Below are 14,206 nucleotides of genomic sequence, written 5' to 3'. Positions count from 1 at the left end.
ACGATGCGCTCGGCGAGCCGACTGTTGCAGGTGCTCAGCGCCTTCACGCTCGACGCGCCGGCGAAGACGATCGCCGAGATCAGCCGGGAACTGGAACTCTCGGCCAGTACCGTGCGCCGGCTGATGCTGACGCTGGAGGAACACGGCTTCGTCCGCGTGGACGCCGAGTCCGGACGGTACCGGCTGCATCACGAGGTCGTCCGGCTCGGCGCCGTCGCGGCACAGACCTCGAGCTTGATCGACGTGGCCGGTCCCGTGATGGAGCGGCTGCGCGACAAGACCGAGGAGACGACGCAGCTCGCCGTGCGCAGTGGCGTCGACGTGGTGTTCGTCGGCACCCGGGACGGTCCTCTGGGCCTGCGGATCTTCCACCCGGTCGGGTGGCGGCATCCGACCTACCTCGGCAGCGCTCCGGGCAAGGTGCTGCTCGCCTCGCTCCCCGATGACGAGTTGACCGAGTTGCTTCCCGAGGGCCCCTGGCCCGGCCACACCAGCCGGACGGTGGTTTCACCCGAAGCGTTCATCGACAGCCTCGGACCCGTGCGCGAACGGGGCTACGCGATCAACGACGGCGAGACGGAGCAGGGCGTGTGGGCGGTGGCGGCGCCGATCCGTGACCACACGGGCGCCGTCGTGGCGGCGCTGAACCTGCCGTGCCCGGCCGCGCGGGTGCCGGCGTCACGACGGATGGAGCTGATCACCGTGACGGTGGAAGCGGCCGACGAGATCTCGGCAGCGCTCCGGTTCCGCCCCGAGTCCTAGAACAGGGAAACGGTCCGGGTCGCCGCGCGGAGTGAGCCGGTGGCCAGCAGGTTCTCGGTGAGCAGCCGGTCCCGTTCGTCGAACTCCGCGGCGACGCGGGCGACCTCGTCGGCGTGCCCGCCGGGAACCGCCAGCACGCCGTCCGGGCCGGCCACCACGACATCGCCGGGGTGGACGGTCACACCCGCGCACATGACGGGCACGTTCAGCGCCACCGAACGGAACCGGCCCGCCGGGCCGCGCAGGGCGACGCCACGGGCGAAGGTGGGAAAGCCATGGCCGGCGATCTCGTCCGTGTCGCGGACGGCACCGTCGACGACGGCGCCGGCGAGCCCCCGGTGCACGGCCGCCGCCGTGAGGGTTCCGCCCCAGAACGCGATGCCGGTGTCGCCCCCGGCGGCGAGCACGAGGACGCTGCCCGGCGCCGCGGTGTCGACCGCCTCGAACGTGTGCTCGGGTTGTCTCCGCTCGGTCGCGCGTTCGTAGACGACCGTGACGGCGGGTCCCGCGATCCGGGCGGCGACGTGGGAGCGGAGCCCGGGTGCGAGCACGCCGGGCAGGCCGAGGTGGTCGAGCGCGTCGGCGATCGCGGCGGGGGTCGCTGCCGCGAGGGCCCGGCCGGGGTCGGTGTTCACAGTCCCCACCGTCCTTTCTGTTGTGCTCCGTCCACGGCGAGGTGGGCGCCGTTGACGAACGCGGCACGGGGCGACACCAGGAAGGCGACGACCGAGGCGACCTCGTCGGCCGTGCACAGCCTGCCTGGTGGCAGGGAGCCGAGTGTGTCGCGTTCGACCTGCTGCTCGGAGACGCCGCGCAGGGTGGCCACCCGTGCGGTGAGCAGGCCCCAGCGTCCGGTGTCGACTGGTCCGGGGTGGACGGTGTTGATCCGGACTCCCCGTGTGCCGTACTCGGCCGCCAGCGACCGGGCCAGGCTCAGGACCGCCGCGTTCACGCTACCGGCGAGCACCTCCCACGGCGCGGCCTGCAGACCGGCGTTGCCACCGACCAGCACCGCGGCGCCTCCGTGGGTGGCCAGGGCCGGCAGCACGGCACGACACAGCGTGGCGTGCGCCAGCAGTTTGGAACGCAGTGCGAGCAACCAGTCCTCTTCGTCCACATCAGACAACCGGCCGGCGGGTGCGGCGCCCGTGCAGGCCACCGCGGCGTCGATCCGGCCGTGGGTGCGCAGCGTCCAGTCGACGACCGCGGCGCACTGGTCCGGGTCGGCCATGTCGGCGGTGCGCGGGTGGACGGACGGCCCCAGCTCCGCCGCGGTAGCGGCCAGTCGCCGCCGGTCCCGCGCGGCGACGACGACCGTGGTGCCCTCGTCGGCGAGTCGCGCGGCCACGGCGGCACCGATTCCAGCGCTGCCACCCGAGACGAGTGCGACGCGGCCGTGCAGTCCGAGGTCCATGTGGGTCAGCTCCCGGTGGTGGTGCGCTCCAGCAGGATCTCCTTGTGGCCGTCCAGCGGGCGCAGGCTTCCGGGCGGCACGAGGCGGACTTCGGCGCGCACGCCGAGCCTGCGGTGCAGCCGGTCGGCGATCTCGCGAGTCAGCGCCGCGTGCTGCGGCGAGGGCAGGCCCTCGGCATGCTCGACGCGAACCGGCAGCGGCTGGTCCGTGGTATGACCGGGGAATCCGGCGATGATCCGCACCGCGCCGGTCACGCGCGGCAGTAGCCCGCCGACGACGTCCTTGACGGCGGCGGGGAACACGTTGATCCCGCGGACGATGAGCATGTCGTCGGCCCGCCCGAGCACCACGATGCGGAAGCCGGTCCGGCCGCACGGACATTCGGTGCCGGCCACCTCGACGAGGTCGCCGCTGCGGTAGCGCAACAGTGGGCTCGCGTGCCTGCGCAGCGCCGTGTAGACGAGTTCGCCGCGGCTGCCCTGTTCGATGCGCTGGGCGCGGCCGGTCGCCGGATCGACGAGCTCGACGTGGAGCGCGTTCTGCGAGCACAGGTGCATCCCGCCGCCCGCGTCGCACTCGGCCCAGTAGGTGGATCCGAAGTCGGCGCCGCCCATCAGGTCGCGGACCTCGGCGTTCCACAGCTCGCGGAGCCGCTGCCGTACCGAGGGAATCCCGGCCCCCGGCTCACCACCGAGCGACAGCAGCCGGATCGGCAGCGCGGTCGCGGGCTTGCCGAGCACGGCCGGCGCGGATTCGGCGAGGTGACGGGCGAGTGACGGGGTGCCGACGAGCGCGGTCGGCCGCAGCTGGTCGATGGCCAGCAGCAGGCGCTCGGTGCCCGCCTCCGCGCCGATCGGCAGCACGGTGCAGCCGGCGTGCTGCAGCTGCTGGACGATCGGCAGCCCGCCGACGAACCCACGGGACATCGCGAACGCCTGTAGTACCACCTCGCCTCGCCGGATACCGTTGGTCCGGAAGACTCGGGCACCCATCTCGTTCCAGACGTCCCGATCGCCGGCCGTCAGCGCGAGGTAGACCGGTGCACCGGTCGTACCGGAGGTCGCGTGCACCTGCACGATCTCGCTGGGCCGGACGGCGAGATGGGCGCCGAGCGGCGGCTGGTCGGCGAGCGAACGGCGGAGCTCGGCCTTGGTGGTGAACGGAACCGCCTCGAGCGCGTCGAGCCCGGTGAGGTCGGCGCGGCCGATGCCGGCCTCACCGAGTTTCCGGCGGTAGAAGGCGGAATGGGCCAGTACGTGGTCCAGCTGCGGTCCGAGCAGGTCCTCGTGCCGCTGCCGCACCCGTGCCCACGGCAGGTACTCCCAGTCAGCCGTTGACATGGGGCAGGACCTCCTCGACGAGGCGACGCAGCTGCTCCTCCTGGTCGTGGGAGCACAGCCGGAGGGCGATGTGCTGCACACCGGTGCCGCGGTAGCGGCGCAGGTCCTCGATGCACTCCTCGGGCGTGCCCGCGGTGGTCCACGCCGCCGTGCGGCCGGGGCTGAACGTCGTCGCGTAGTACTCATCGAGGTACCGCCGTGCCCGGTCGAGCGAGTCCTGTTTGCTCGTTCCGATGTGGATGTTGTGGTAGAGGCAGTTGCCCAACCGCTCCGGATCGCGGCCGGCGTCGGCCGCAAGCTTGCCGATCGTCTGCCAGCCGACGGCGAAATCCTCCGGGGTGGTGCTGTGGGTCATCCAGCCGTCGGCGATCCGCGCCACGCGTTCCAGCCCCCGTCCCGCCGGCCTGCCCGGGGCGCCGGCGGCGGCACCGGAGTCCGGAGTGGACAACCGAGTGGCGTTGGTGGTCAGCCAGATGGGCGGCGGATCCTGCAGCGGTCGCGGTCGCAGACTGAGCCCGGAGAACTGGTGGAACTCACCGGTGAACGGCTCGCCATCGGTCGTCCACAGGTGCCGCAGCACGGCGATGTTCTCCAGCATGCGGCGGCGGCGCTGTGCCGCGGGCACGCCGAGCGCCTCGCTCTCGGCCTGCCATTCCGGCCCTTTGCCGCCGCCGACGCAGGCGATGAGCACCGTCCGGCCACCCGCGAGGTGGTCCAGGCTCGCCCATTCGTACGCGAGGGTCAACGGGTCGCGCAGTGCGAAGCTGCCCATGCACGCAGGGCCGATCAGCACGTGGCTCGTCCGTGCCGCGAGAGCGGCCAGCAGCGTGACGGCGTCCAGCCGGGGGTTCACGTAAAGCGAGTCGCCCACCCAGACGGAGTCGATGCGACCGGATTCGTCGGCCTGCTCCGCCAGGCGCAGGAGGTCGGCAGCCGTGCCGTGCCCCAGAACGACGTTGCGGTTGGCCAGAGTGAGCCCGAACCGAAGGTGCTCCACACTACCTCCACGGCGAGTGTCATTATCTGACTTTTGAAGTCACAGTATGGCTGCTACAGTCCCGTGTGTAAACCACCCGGGCGGAGGCGAGATGGCCGGAGTTCCCCGAACGTCCGCCGTGGAACGTGCCACGGACGGACGACTGTCCAAAGTGATGACTCTCGACAGCGCGCTGGCCGGCATCGGTGCGGACACGCTGATCGCGGTGGGCGGATTGTGGTACCACAACCGGCCCGCCGCGGCGATCCGTGCGTTGCTGCGCGGTGGCGTCTCCGGGCTGCGCCTGCTCACCTCGCCACCGTCCAGCTTCGACACCGACCTGCTCATCGGGGCCGGAGCCGTGCGCACGCTGTACACGGCGCACGTCTCTTTCGAACACCTCGGGCTCGCACCCCGGTTCCGCCGCGCCGCCGAACGCGCCGAGCTGGAGATCATCGAGTGCGACGAGGCCACGGTGCTGGGCGGGCTCATGGCCACGCTCGAGGGCCTCCCGGACCACCCGGTGCCGTCGCTCGTCGCCACCGACCTCCTGCGTACCTCGACCCAGGTGCGGACCGGCACGGACGGGCCGCGGGCGCCAGCGCTCAGGCCCGACGTCGCGGTGCTGCACGCCCAGGAGGCCGACCGGTTCGGCAATGTCCGGCATCTCGGGGCGGCGTTCTGCGACCCCGTGTTCGCCAAGGCGTCCGCGCGCGTCGTGGTCACCGTCGACCGGCTGGTCGGCAACGACGTGGTGCGCGCGGAGCCGTGGCGAACGACCATTCCGGGCTATCTCGTCGACGCGGTCGTGCCGCTGCCCTACGGGGCGCACCCGTGCTCCAGCCACGGGCTGTACTGCCACGACGAGGAGCACCTGCGGCACTACCTCGCGGCGGCGGGGGCGCCGGACGGGGACGGAGGGGACGCGTTCGCGCGCTACCTGAGGGAGTTCGTGCACCTGGACCACGCCACCTATCTCGACCGGATCGGCGGGACCGCGCGGCTCGACGCGCTGGACGAGGAGGTCGCGTGAGCTATTCCGACCGGGAACTGATGGCCGTGCTGCTGGCGCGCCAGCTACGGAACGGCGAGATCGGGATGATGGGCGCCAGCAGCGAGATCCCGGTGGCGGCGGCCCTGCTCGCGCAGTGCCTCCACGCGCCGGACCTGACGGTGATCATGCCCTCCGGTGCCGTGAACCCGCGGCCGGGCAGGCTGTACCGATCCTCGTCGGACGGCCGGTGGTTCACCGGGTGCGAGGCCATCGGCACCGCGTACGACCTGTTCGAACTGTCGGAGAACGGACGGCTCGACTTCATGTGCTACGGCGGCGTCCAGCTCGACCGCTTCGGCAACATCAACCTGACCCGGACCGGCCCGTTCGGCGAGCCACCCCGGTTCCGTGGCCCGGGGCTCGCCAACATCTCGATGGCCGTGACGGCGAAACGCACGCTGTTGTTCAGCACGGCACACTCACCGCGCACGTTCGTCGAACGGGTCGACTACGTGACGGCGCCGGGTCATCTGTCCGGCGGCACACAGCGGCGTCGTGCGGGGATCGCCACAGCGGGCCCGCAGGTGTGCATCACGCCGCTCGCGGTGTTCGGTTTCCCCGAGCCCGAGCACGCCATGACGGTGTCGTCGCTGAATCCGGGTATCGAGCCCGGTCGCGTGCTCGACGCGACCGGCTTCGCCCTGCCCCCGCCGCCGTGGCCGGCGACGGAACCGCCGACCGGGGAGGAGCTCGGCGCGTTACGGGCCGTTGTCGACCGGACCGGGGTACTTCGAAGCTGAAAGAGAGGACCAGCCATGCGATTCCAAGATCGTGTCGCGATCGTCACCGGAGGCGCCGGCGGCATCGGCCGGGCGACGTGCCTGCGACTGGCCGAGGAGGGTGCGACCGTGGTGGTGGCCGACATCGACGCCGACGCCGCACGCACCACCGCCGCCGAGCTCGCCACGCCCGGACTCGCCGTGCAGGTCGACGTCGGATCACCCGATTCGGCGCGGGAGCTCGCCGCCACGGTCACCGACGTCCTTGGCCGCGTCGACGTGCTGGTCAACAACGCCGGCTGCGACACCATCGGCCCGTTCGCCGACAGTGATCCCGCGACCTGGCAGCGGCTGCTCACGGTGAACCTCATGGGCACGATCGCCTGCACGCACGCCGTGCTGCCGAGCCTGATCGAGCAGGGTGAGGGCGCGATCGTGTGCGTGGCCTCGGACGCGGGCCGGGTCGGTAGTTCCGGCGAGGTGGTCTACTCGGCGACGAAGGGTGGTGTCATCGCGTTCGGCAAGGCGCTCGCCCGTGAGGTCGCCCGCCACCGCATCCGCGTCAACTCGGTGGCGCCCGGCCCCACGGACACGCCGTTCCTCAACGGGTTCGGCGGCGACCTGGAGAAGATCCTCAACGGCATGATCAGGGCCACCCCGTTGCGCAGCCTGGCCCAGCCGGAACAGATCGCGGCCGCGATCGCGTTCCTCGCCTCCGCTGACGCCGACTTCATCACCGGTCAGACGGTGAGCGTGTCCGGCGGGCTCACGATGGTGTAGCGCCACTCACCCTCCGCCACGCCGCCGTGAAGTCTCCGGCGCGCCCGGTCAGGTCCGCGAGTTCGCGTGCGGCGCGTTCCTGGCTCTCCCGGGTGACCGCGGAAGCCAGGCCGAGCCGATGTGCGCGTGGCAATTGCACGAGGCGGCAACCGGGCTGATCACGGCGAAGAACAGCACATCGCTGGGCGCTCGACGCGATCGCAGTGCCGTTCGCCGGCTACGCCGCGTATCACGGCGGGGCGCTGGAATCCTGGTACGGAGCGCAAAGGGTTGACCGGATGTTCGCCCACCGGTCCTTCTGGACGCCGGGATCACCGTGGCCGGTTCGTCGGACTACCCGTGTGGGCCCTACGAGCCGTTGCTCGGTCTGCAGAGCATGGTGACCCGAGGCGGCGTCGACGACGGCGCGCTCGTCGGCGTCCGGCAGCGCCTCACTGCGGCCGAGGCGCTCGCGATCTACACGATCGGCTCGGCCGCGGTGTGCGGCGACGAGGGGTGGAAGGGACGGCTGGCGCCGGGGTTCCTCGCCGACTTCGTGGTGCTGGACCGGCATCCGCTCGCTGTCGAACCCGAGTCGATCGCGGACACCAGTGTGCTGCACACCTACGTCGGCGGGAGTCGCGTGTGGACTCGAGCTCAGTGAGTCCTAAGTGGTCAGATCGGGTGCGAACTGCGCGAGCGCGACCTTCCTGGCCTCGGCGACCTCCTCGGTGGTCGCGGTGCCGGAGGCCTCGGTGGCGCTGGCCCACGCACTCACCGAGTGCTGCGAGAAGCGCTGCACGTCGTCGGAGTTCTCCCACTCCGTCGGGTCGCCATCGGCCTCGCCGCGCACGTACCGGTCCAGGCCGAGCAGGCTGACGTCCCAGCCGGGGCCGACGTAGAGGGAGCCGGCGCCGCTGCCCGCGATCTCGATCGGCACGGTGTGCTCGAGTTCGATCACCGTGTCGTCGTTCTCGTCGGCGGCGAGCCGTAGCTCGACGATGCTGTTCTCGGCGCCCCAGGTCAGCTGCAGCAGTTGGGGCCGTTCGCAGCGCAGGATCTCGCCACCGGCGTTGCCCTCCACCTGAAACTTGCCGCCGGCTTGCAGGTCACCGCTGACCGGGGCGAACCAGCGCGCGAGCCGGTCGGGCTCGGTCACCGCGTCCCAGACGTCGTCGATCGGGGAGGTGTAGCGGCGGCGCAGCAGGATGCTGACCGTCTCGCCCTCATCACCACCGGTTACCTGTCTCTTCTTGACCTCGCGGTAGACGGTCTTGAGCTGAGTGGCTATGTCGATCATGGCTCTTCCGTGCCCTTCTTCCTGCGGTCCCGTTTGCCTCGTGCGAGTTCGGTGGCCAGCGCGTCGAGATGCTGGGTCCAGAAGCCGCGGAAACGCTCCAGCCACACGTCGACCTCCCGCAGCCCGGCCGTGTCGACGGCGTAGAGCCGGCGGGCGCCTTGCGCGCGGACGGTGGCGAACCCGTTGTCGCGCAAAACCCGCAGGTGCTGGGAGACCGCGGGCTGGGAGATTCCGAACTCGTCCTGGATGATGGCCGTGACCGCGCCCGACGTCTGCTCACCGTCGGCGAGCAGTTCCAGGATCCGGCGGCGGACCGGATCCCCCAGTACGTCGAACGCGTGCACGGAAAAGATCCTTGCAGTGACGACTTATATAAGTCAAGGCTAAGATATTCAGCCGGGGGGCCAGGTCATGCCTCGCCCGCCGAGGACGTGGCAATGCGCGTGGAAGACCGTCTGCTGGCCGTCGGAGCCGGTGTTGAAGACGAGCCGGTAGCCGGACGCGTCCACCCCGTCGAGCTTGGCCACCTCGCCCGCGACGGCCAGCACCTCGCCTGCGAGCGCGGGGTCCGCGCTCGCCATGGTCGCGGCGTCGGCGTGGTGCTCCTTGGGGATCACCAGCACGTGGGTGGGGGCCTTGGGGTCGATGTCCCGGAACGCGAGGACGGTCTCGGTCTCGTGGACCACGGTCGCGGGCAGCGTCCGCTCCACGATGCGGCAGAACAGGCACTCGGTGCTCATTGCGCTCACTGTATGCCAGTGGTCTGGGTGTCGCGGGGAAATCGGCGGCAGATCGCAACTTGCGATTGTCGTGTTCGCCATACGGACCGTCACTGTCAGTCACCGCGATGGCGGCGTTGATTTTCGTCCCGGCCGGTTTTGCCGGTGCCGCCGCCGTTTCGCCAGGCCGGCGTCATTCGGCCTCGCCGGGCACGGTAATGCCCGGATATGTGACAGGACGCCGGTCGCCGCGACGCCCTGTCATTGTCTGAAACGACAGTTTCAGTTGCGTCGGTGATAGGCCTCTGTGACCTCGGACGGAATGCGCCCACGCTCGGAAATGTCGAAACCGTTCTTGCGGGCCCAGGCGCGAATCGCCTGATTCTGCTCACGGTCGGCCGACGACGAGCGGCCCTGAGCCTGTCCGTTGGCCCGCTTGCCCTGCGTGCGCTTGCGGCCGCCGGCACGGCGCGCGTGCTCGATGTACTGGGCCAGCGTGTCGCGAAGCTCCTCGGCATTCTCCGAGGAGAGGTCGATCTCGTAGTTGACGCCGTCCAGACCGAACTCGATGGTCTCGTCGGCCTCGGAACCGTCGAGATCGTCCACGAGGGAGACAAGAACCTGCTGAGCCACTGTTCCTCCTGCTTTGCCCGGACAATGCAAATGTGAATTGCCTTCTCAGCCGGAAGTGTACCGGATACCGGCGGTCCGGGAACACGTTCCCGATTATAACGGTCTGTGTTCGCACTAACCCCGGATAGGAGAAAGCAGCTCCACTAGTCGGTAGACGCGCAAATGTGGTTACCGGTTGTCCGGCAGCGCCGGGTATTCGTCAGCGGCGGCCACGTCGGGACCGATCTCGAGGCACTCACCGGCAGCCCTCGAAACGCACGGCATGACGAAACGGCGCCGCTGGTGGGCGTCCAGCACGAGATCCCGGTGCTCGGGCTCGCCGGAGAACAGCCGCACGCGGCACGTGCCGCAGGTCCCGCTCTCACACGAGCTGGGCACCTCGATTTCGGCATCGCGCAGCGCGTCGAGCAGTGTCTTGTTCGCCGGCACGTCCACCGTCCGGCCGGTGGGCCGCCACGTCGCGCGGAACGGCAGGGCCGTGCCATCGGTGCCCGCGACCCCGGCGAAGTCCTCGAAATGCACCCGGCTCGGCCGCCAGTGCATCGTCAGCGCCCGCACGTCGGCCAGTAGCCCGCCCGGGCCGCAGCAGTAGACGCGGGTGTCCTCGCGTGGTTCGGCGAGGTAGGGCCACAGGTCGAGGCGGCCCGCCCCCGCACCGCTGTGGTGCAGCACCACGGCGTCGTCGTCCACAGTGAACTCGTCGAGGAACGCGGTGTGCTCCGGCGAGCGGGTCAGGTACAACAGCCGGACGTCGGCCCCACGGCGGCTCAGGTGCCGGAACATCGCCCTGATCGGCGTGATGCCGATGCCTCCCGCGATCAGCAGGTACCGGTCCGACGGGTGCAGCTCGAAGCTGTTCGACGGCGCCGAGACCTCCAGCTCGTCGCCGGTCCGGGTCTCGTCGACGAGGCTGACGGAACCACCCCTGCCGCCATCCTCGCGGGCGACGGCGATCACGTAGCGGTCCCGCTCGGCCGGGTCGCCGGTGAGCGAGTAGCTGCGCGCGGCCCCCGACGGGGTGTGCACCGTGAGGTGCGCGCCGGGGGTGAAGGCGGGCAACGCGGAGCCGCCGGGCGCCCGCAGCTCGAACCGGCATACCGATGGCGTGAGCAGGTCCTTGGCCGTGATCCGAACGGTGAACGCGGGCGTGCTCATGCGGCCGCCCCGTAGGACACGACGTCGCCGGGCCTGATCGTGCCGCCGCTCAGCACCTCGGCATAGCAGCCCAGCTCGGCGTGACCGTACTGCTGCACGAGGTGGCGGGGAACGGCGATGTCGCGGACGGCGTTGACCGGGTCCACCTCGGTCGCCGCGCAGCGCTTGGTGTTGAGCACGCCCCGCAACCGTACCTCGCCGATCCGGAGCTCCTTGCCCACGAGGTCGAGCTCGCTGAACGGCGGCAGCCCGTCGAAGTAGACGTTGGCCCTGAACCGCAGCGGGTCGATCGGCACGCCCACGCGGTCCTCCAGATCCCGCACCGAGTCCAGGTTGATGAGCGAGATCGCGTTCATCATCGCGTCGGAGACCACCGACACGTCGGTGAACCGCCTGCCCTCGGCGTGGGCGAGCAGTGGAGGGCGCTCGGCGGGACGGTCCAGAACCCTGGCGAAGAACGCGGTGGCCTCCTCGGCGCCCTGCTCGCTGGACAGGTCCGCCTCCAGCACCCGGTGCCCGCGCACGTCCACCGTCAGCACCGAGCTCGCCGGGTCGAAGCGGGTCGACAGCCCGGCGAGGCGCTCGTCCCTGGCCAGCATGAAGAACTGGTCCTTCGGCAGCGGGCTCGTCTGCCCGGGTACGTACCGGCCCTCCGGCCGGGCGAGGGCGAACACGCGGTCGTGCGGCACCCCGCGACCCGCCTCGAGGGTCACCGAGTCCAGCGGCTGCGCGCTCAGGCCCTTGATCGGGTAGACGTACAGGTTGCGGATGTGTCCGGTCATCGCAGTCGTCTCGCTCCCTTCGCCAGTTGCACCGTATCCCCGCTAGATCGCGTCTAGCGGCCGCCCCTCCCGATCTCGCGCCTCCAGGTCGAGAGCGAGAGGAGGCCGGATGACCGCGAGCGAGAACACGACCGCACTGCGTGTCGCGGTGATCATCGGCAGCACCCGCAAGGGGCGGGTGGGCGACAACGTCGCGCACTGGTTCGCCGGCCTGGCATGCGAACGGGAGGACCTGGACGTGGCCGTCGTCGACCTCGCCGACTTCGAGCTGCCCGCACAGTTGCCCGCCGAGACGACGGACGACATGGCCAGGCTCGCGGCGCGCATCGGGGAGTCTGACGCCTTCGTGGTCGTGACCCCCGAGTACAACCGCAGCTTCCCGGCGTCCCTCAAGCAGGCCATAGACGTCGCCTACGACGAGTGGCACGGCAAACCCGCCGGGTTTGTCTCCTACGGCTGCCGCTCCGCCGGGCTCTACGCCGTGGAACAGCTGCGGTGCGTGTTCATCGAGCTCCACGTCGTCACCATGCGCGACACCGTGAGCTTCGACCTCTTCGCCGACGACGTCGACGACTCCGGGCGGCCCGCCGACGACGGCGAGACCGCCCGCACCGTCACCGCGATGCTCGACCAGCTCGTCTGGTGGGGCCGGGCCCTGCGCGCCGCCCGCGCCGAGCGGCCGTACGTCACCTGACTTGGAGAAAGGAAAGTTGATGAGTAAGCACAGGGGAGACCTGGCGATCCAGGCGTCAGGGCTGATCAAGACCTTCGGCAAGACGAAGGCGGTGCGCGGCATCGACCTGGAGGTGCCTGCCGGCACGGTGTACGGCGTGCTCGGGCCGAACGGCGCGGGCAAGACGACCGCGGTCCGCATGCTGGCGACGCTGCTGCGACCGGACGGGGGCGAGGCCACCGTGTTCGGCCACGACATCGTGCGCGAGGCCGACGCGGTGCGCGGCAAGGTGAGTCTCACCGGGCAGTACGCCTCGATCGACGAGGACCTGACCGGCACCGAGAACCTCGTGTTGCTGGGCAGGCTGCTCGGGCACCGCAAACCGGGTGCGCGCAAGCGGGCGGCCGAGCTGCTGGAGGCGTTCGGGCTCACCGAGGCCGCGGACCGGCAGGTGAAGAACTACTCGGGCGGCATGCGCAGGCGCATCGACATCGCAGCGAGCATCATCAAGACGCCGGAGCTGCTGTTCCTCGACGAGCCCACCACGGGCCTCGATCCGCGCAGCCGCAACCAGGTGTGGGACATCGTGCGGATCATCGTCGCCCAGGGCACGACGGTGCTGCTCACCACCCAGTACCTCGACGAGGCCGACCAGCTGGCGTCCCGCATCGCGGTGATCGACCAGGGTCGCGTGATCGCCGACGGCACGCCCGGTGAGCTGAAGTCGTCGGTCGGCGCCGGTTCGGTGCACGTCCGCCTCCGCGACGCGGCGCAGCGGCCGGAGGCCGAACGGGTGCTCGTGCGCACGCTCGGCACCGACGTCACGCTCGAACCCGAGCCGGTGGCGCTCACGGCGCGCATCTCCGGCGAGGAGTCGGGCAGGGGAGCGGCCGAGCAGGCCTCCCGCGCCCTGCACGAGCTCGCCGCCGCCGGCATCACCGTCGACGACTTCTCCCTGGGCCAGCCGAGCCTCGACGAGGTGTTCCTCGCCCTCACCGACCACACAGCCAACCCGACCGATGAGGAGGTGGCGGCATGACCACCGCGACCCCGGAGAAGGAGACCGCGCCGTCGGTCGCCTACGTCCCGACCGCCGAGGGCCTCGGCGCCGTGCTCGCGTCGGGCGAGCAGCCACCGAGGCCGAGCGCGTGGTCGGCGTCGGTGACGTTCGGCTGGCGGGCGATGCTGAAGATCAAGCACGTGCCCGACCAGCTGTTCGACGTCACCGCGTTCCCGATCATGATGACACTGATGTTCACCTACCTGTTCGGCGGCGCGCTCGCCGGGTCGACGGGTGAGTACCTGCAGTTCCTGCTGCCGGGCATCCTGGTGATGAGCATCGTCATGATCACGATGTACACCGGCGTCGGCGTGAACACCGACATCGAGAAGGGTGTCTTCGACCGCTTCCGCACCCTGCCGATCTGGCGACCGTCCGCTTTGGTCGGTGCGCTGCTCGGCGACGTCTGCCGGTACCTGATCGGTTCGACGGTGATCCTGACGCTGGGCCTCATCCTCGGTTTCCGTCCCGAGGGCGGGCTGACCGGTGTGCTGCTCGGTGTTGCGCTGCTCGTGGCGTTCTCGTTCGCGTTCTCGTGGATCTGGACGATGTTCGGCCTGTTCCTCAAGAGCGAGAAGTCGGTGATGGGCGTGAGCATGCTCGTGCTCTTCCCGATGACGTTCCTGTCCAATGTGTTCGTCAACCCGGAGACGATGCCGGGCTGGCTGCAGGCCTTCGTGGACGTCAACCCGATCGCCCACCTCGTGGCGGCGGTGCGCTCGCTGATGGCGGGTACGCCCGACGGCGGCGAGATCCTGTGGACGCTGATCTCCGGCGGCGTGATCCTCGCGATCTTCGGCACGCTGACGATGCGGCTGTACAACAGGAAATGACGTCGGGGGGTCTCCTGGCGGCTCCCT

The 14,206-nt window shown here is 70.5% G+C and carries 18 protein-coding genes; 8 read left to right on the top strand and 10 right to left on the bottom strand.

Translation table 11 applies throughout. The annotated features are described in order from the left end of the window. Window positions 1-3 precede the first annotated feature (3 nt). Window positions 4-762 carry an IclR family transcriptional regulator gene (locus DI005_RS19180; protein WP_199542988.1) on the top strand — a complete coding sequence of 253 codons (759 nt, stop codon included), beginning with the start codon at window positions 4-6 and terminating at the stop codon, window positions 760-762. Here the strand turns inward: DI005_RS19180 and DI005_RS19175 are convergent. From DI005_RS19175 to DI005_RS19160, 4 genes are read right to left on the bottom strand one after another with little or no spacing between them, the layout of a single operon-like run. Then, complete coding sequence (locus tag DI005_RS19175; protein ID WP_158559840.1) at window positions 759-1,397, bottom strand: RraA family protein; 639 nt, start codon at window positions 1,395-1,397, stop codon at window positions 759-761. The genes DI005_RS19180 and DI005_RS19175 overlap by 4 nt on opposite strands. Then, entirely contained in the window at window positions 1,394-2,176 is a 783-nt protein-coding gene (locus DI005_RS19170; protein ID WP_113643000.1) for an SDR family oxidoreductase, read from the bottom strand. The genes DI005_RS19175 and DI005_RS19170 overlap by 4 nt, the downstream gene beginning before the upstream one ends. A gap of 5 nt (window positions 2,177-2,181) precedes the next feature. Then, window positions 2,182-3,516 carry a phenylacetate--CoA ligase family protein gene (locus tag DI005_RS19165; protein ID WP_113642999.1) on the bottom strand — a complete coding sequence of 445 codons (1,335 nt, stop codon included), beginning with the start codon at window positions 3,514-3,516 and terminating at the stop codon, window positions 2,182-2,184. Next, a complete protein-coding gene (locus DI005_RS19160; protein WP_112274217.1) occupies window positions 3,503-4,513 on the bottom strand; it encodes an LLM class flavin-dependent oxidoreductase in 1,011 nt (336 codons plus the stop codon). The genes DI005_RS19165 and DI005_RS19160 overlap by 14 nt, the downstream gene beginning before the upstream one ends. Window positions 4,514-4,667: 154 nt before the next feature. Between DI005_RS19160 and DI005_RS19155 the strand changes: the two genes are divergently transcribed. From DI005_RS19155 to DI005_RS19140, 4 genes are all read left to right on the top strand, one after another. Then, complete coding sequence (locus DI005_RS19155) at window positions 4,668-5,525, top strand: CoA transferase subunit A (protein WP_199542985.1); 858 nt, start codon at window positions 4,668-4,670, stop codon at window positions 5,523-5,525. Continuing rightward, window positions 5,522-6,286: a CoA-transferase gene (locus DI005_RS19150; RefSeq protein ID WP_199542982.1), complete on the top strand. Its 765-nt coding sequence runs from the start codon at window positions 5,522-5,524 to the stop codon at window positions 6,284-6,286. The genes DI005_RS19155 and DI005_RS19150 overlap by 4 nt, the downstream gene beginning before the upstream one ends. 15 nt (window positions 6,287-6,301) lie before the next feature. Further along, entirely contained in the window at window positions 6,302-7,045 is a 744-nt protein-coding gene (locus DI005_RS19145; protein ID WP_112274214.1) for an SDR family NAD(P)-dependent oxidoreductase, read from the top strand. A 316-nt stretch (window positions 7,046-7,361) separates the two neighbouring features. Next, window positions 7,362-7,688, top strand: a complete 327-nt coding sequence (locus DI005_RS19140) for an amidohydrolase family protein (protein WP_199542979.1) — start codon at window positions 7,362-7,364, stop codon at window positions 7,686-7,688. Between the two features lie 3 nt (window positions 7,689-7,691). Here the strand turns inward: DI005_RS19140 and DI005_RS19135 are convergent, their stop codons facing one another. The 6 genes from DI005_RS19135 to DI005_RS19110 all read right to left on the bottom strand — a co-directional run bounded on the left by DI005_RS19135 (window position 7,692) and on the right by DI005_RS19110 (window position 11,613). Then, window positions 7,692-8,324, bottom strand: a complete 633-nt coding sequence (locus tag DI005_RS19135; protein ID WP_112274210.1) for an SRPBCC family protein — start codon at window positions 8,322-8,324, stop codon at window positions 7,692-7,694. Further along, entirely contained in the window at window positions 8,321-8,668 is a 348-nt protein-coding gene (locus DI005_RS19130; RefSeq protein ID WP_199542975.1) for a helix-turn-helix transcriptional regulator, read from the bottom strand. The genes DI005_RS19135 and DI005_RS19130 overlap by 4 nt, the downstream gene beginning before the upstream one ends. Before the next feature lie 48 nt (window positions 8,669-8,716). Continuing rightward, complete coding sequence (locus DI005_RS19125; RefSeq protein WP_112274206.1) at window positions 8,717-9,064, bottom strand: histidine triad nucleotide-binding protein; 348 nt, start codon at window positions 9,062-9,064, stop codon at window positions 8,717-8,719. A gap of 261 nt (window positions 9,065-9,325) precedes the next feature. After that, on the bottom strand, window positions 9,326-9,676 hold the full coding sequence (locus DI005_RS19120; RefSeq protein ID WP_112274204.1) for an Lsr2 family protein: 351 nt from the start codon (window positions 9,674-9,676) through the stop codon (window positions 9,326-9,328). Between the two features lie 168 nt (window positions 9,677-9,844). Beyond that, window positions 9,845-10,831 carry a PDR/VanB family oxidoreductase gene (locus tag DI005_RS19115; RefSeq protein ID WP_112274202.1) on the bottom strand — a complete coding sequence of 329 codons (987 nt, stop codon included), beginning with the start codon at window positions 10,829-10,831 and terminating at the stop codon, window positions 9,845-9,847. Then, window positions 10,828-11,613 carry an MOSC domain-containing protein gene (locus tag DI005_RS19110; protein ID WP_112274200.1) on the bottom strand — a complete coding sequence of 262 codons (786 nt, stop codon included), beginning with the start codon at window positions 11,611-11,613 and terminating at the stop codon, window positions 10,828-10,830. The genes DI005_RS19115 and DI005_RS19110 overlap by 4 nt, the downstream gene beginning before the upstream one ends. 109 nt (window positions 11,614-11,722) lie before the next feature. Between DI005_RS19110 and DI005_RS19105 the strand changes: the two genes are divergently transcribed. From DI005_RS19105 to DI005_RS19095, 3 genes are read left to right on the top strand one after another with little or no spacing between them, the layout of a single operon-like run. After that, the gene (locus tag DI005_RS19105; RefSeq protein ID WP_112274198.1) at window positions 11,723-12,307 is read left to right on the top strand and encodes an NADPH-dependent FMN reductase; all 585 of its coding nucleotides are present in this window, start codon (window positions 11,723-11,725) and stop codon (window positions 12,305-12,307) included. A 19-nt stretch (window positions 12,308-12,326) separates the two neighbouring features. Beyond that, window positions 12,327-13,325 (top strand): ATP-binding cassette domain-containing protein, encoded by a 999-nt coding sequence (locus DI005_RS19100; RefSeq protein WP_112274196.1) that lies wholly within the window; start codon window positions 12,327-12,329, stop codon window positions 13,323-13,325. Then, the gene (locus DI005_RS19095) at window positions 13,322-14,179 is read left to right on the top strand and encodes an ABC transporter permease (protein WP_112274194.1); all 858 of its coding nucleotides are present in this window, start codon (window positions 13,322-13,324) and stop codon (window positions 14,177-14,179) included. Before DI005_RS19100 ends, DI005_RS19095 begins: the two co-directional genes overlap by 4 nt. The last annotated feature ends 27 nt before the right edge of the window (window positions 14,180-14,206 follow it).

Source organism: Prauserella sp. PE36 (genome assembly GCF_003311655.1).
Classification (GTDB): Bacteria; Actinomycetota; Actinomycetes; order Mycobacteriales; family Pseudonocardiaceae; genus Prauserella_A; species Prauserella_A endophytica.
This window is presented reverse-complemented; position numbering and strand designations above follow the sequence as displayed.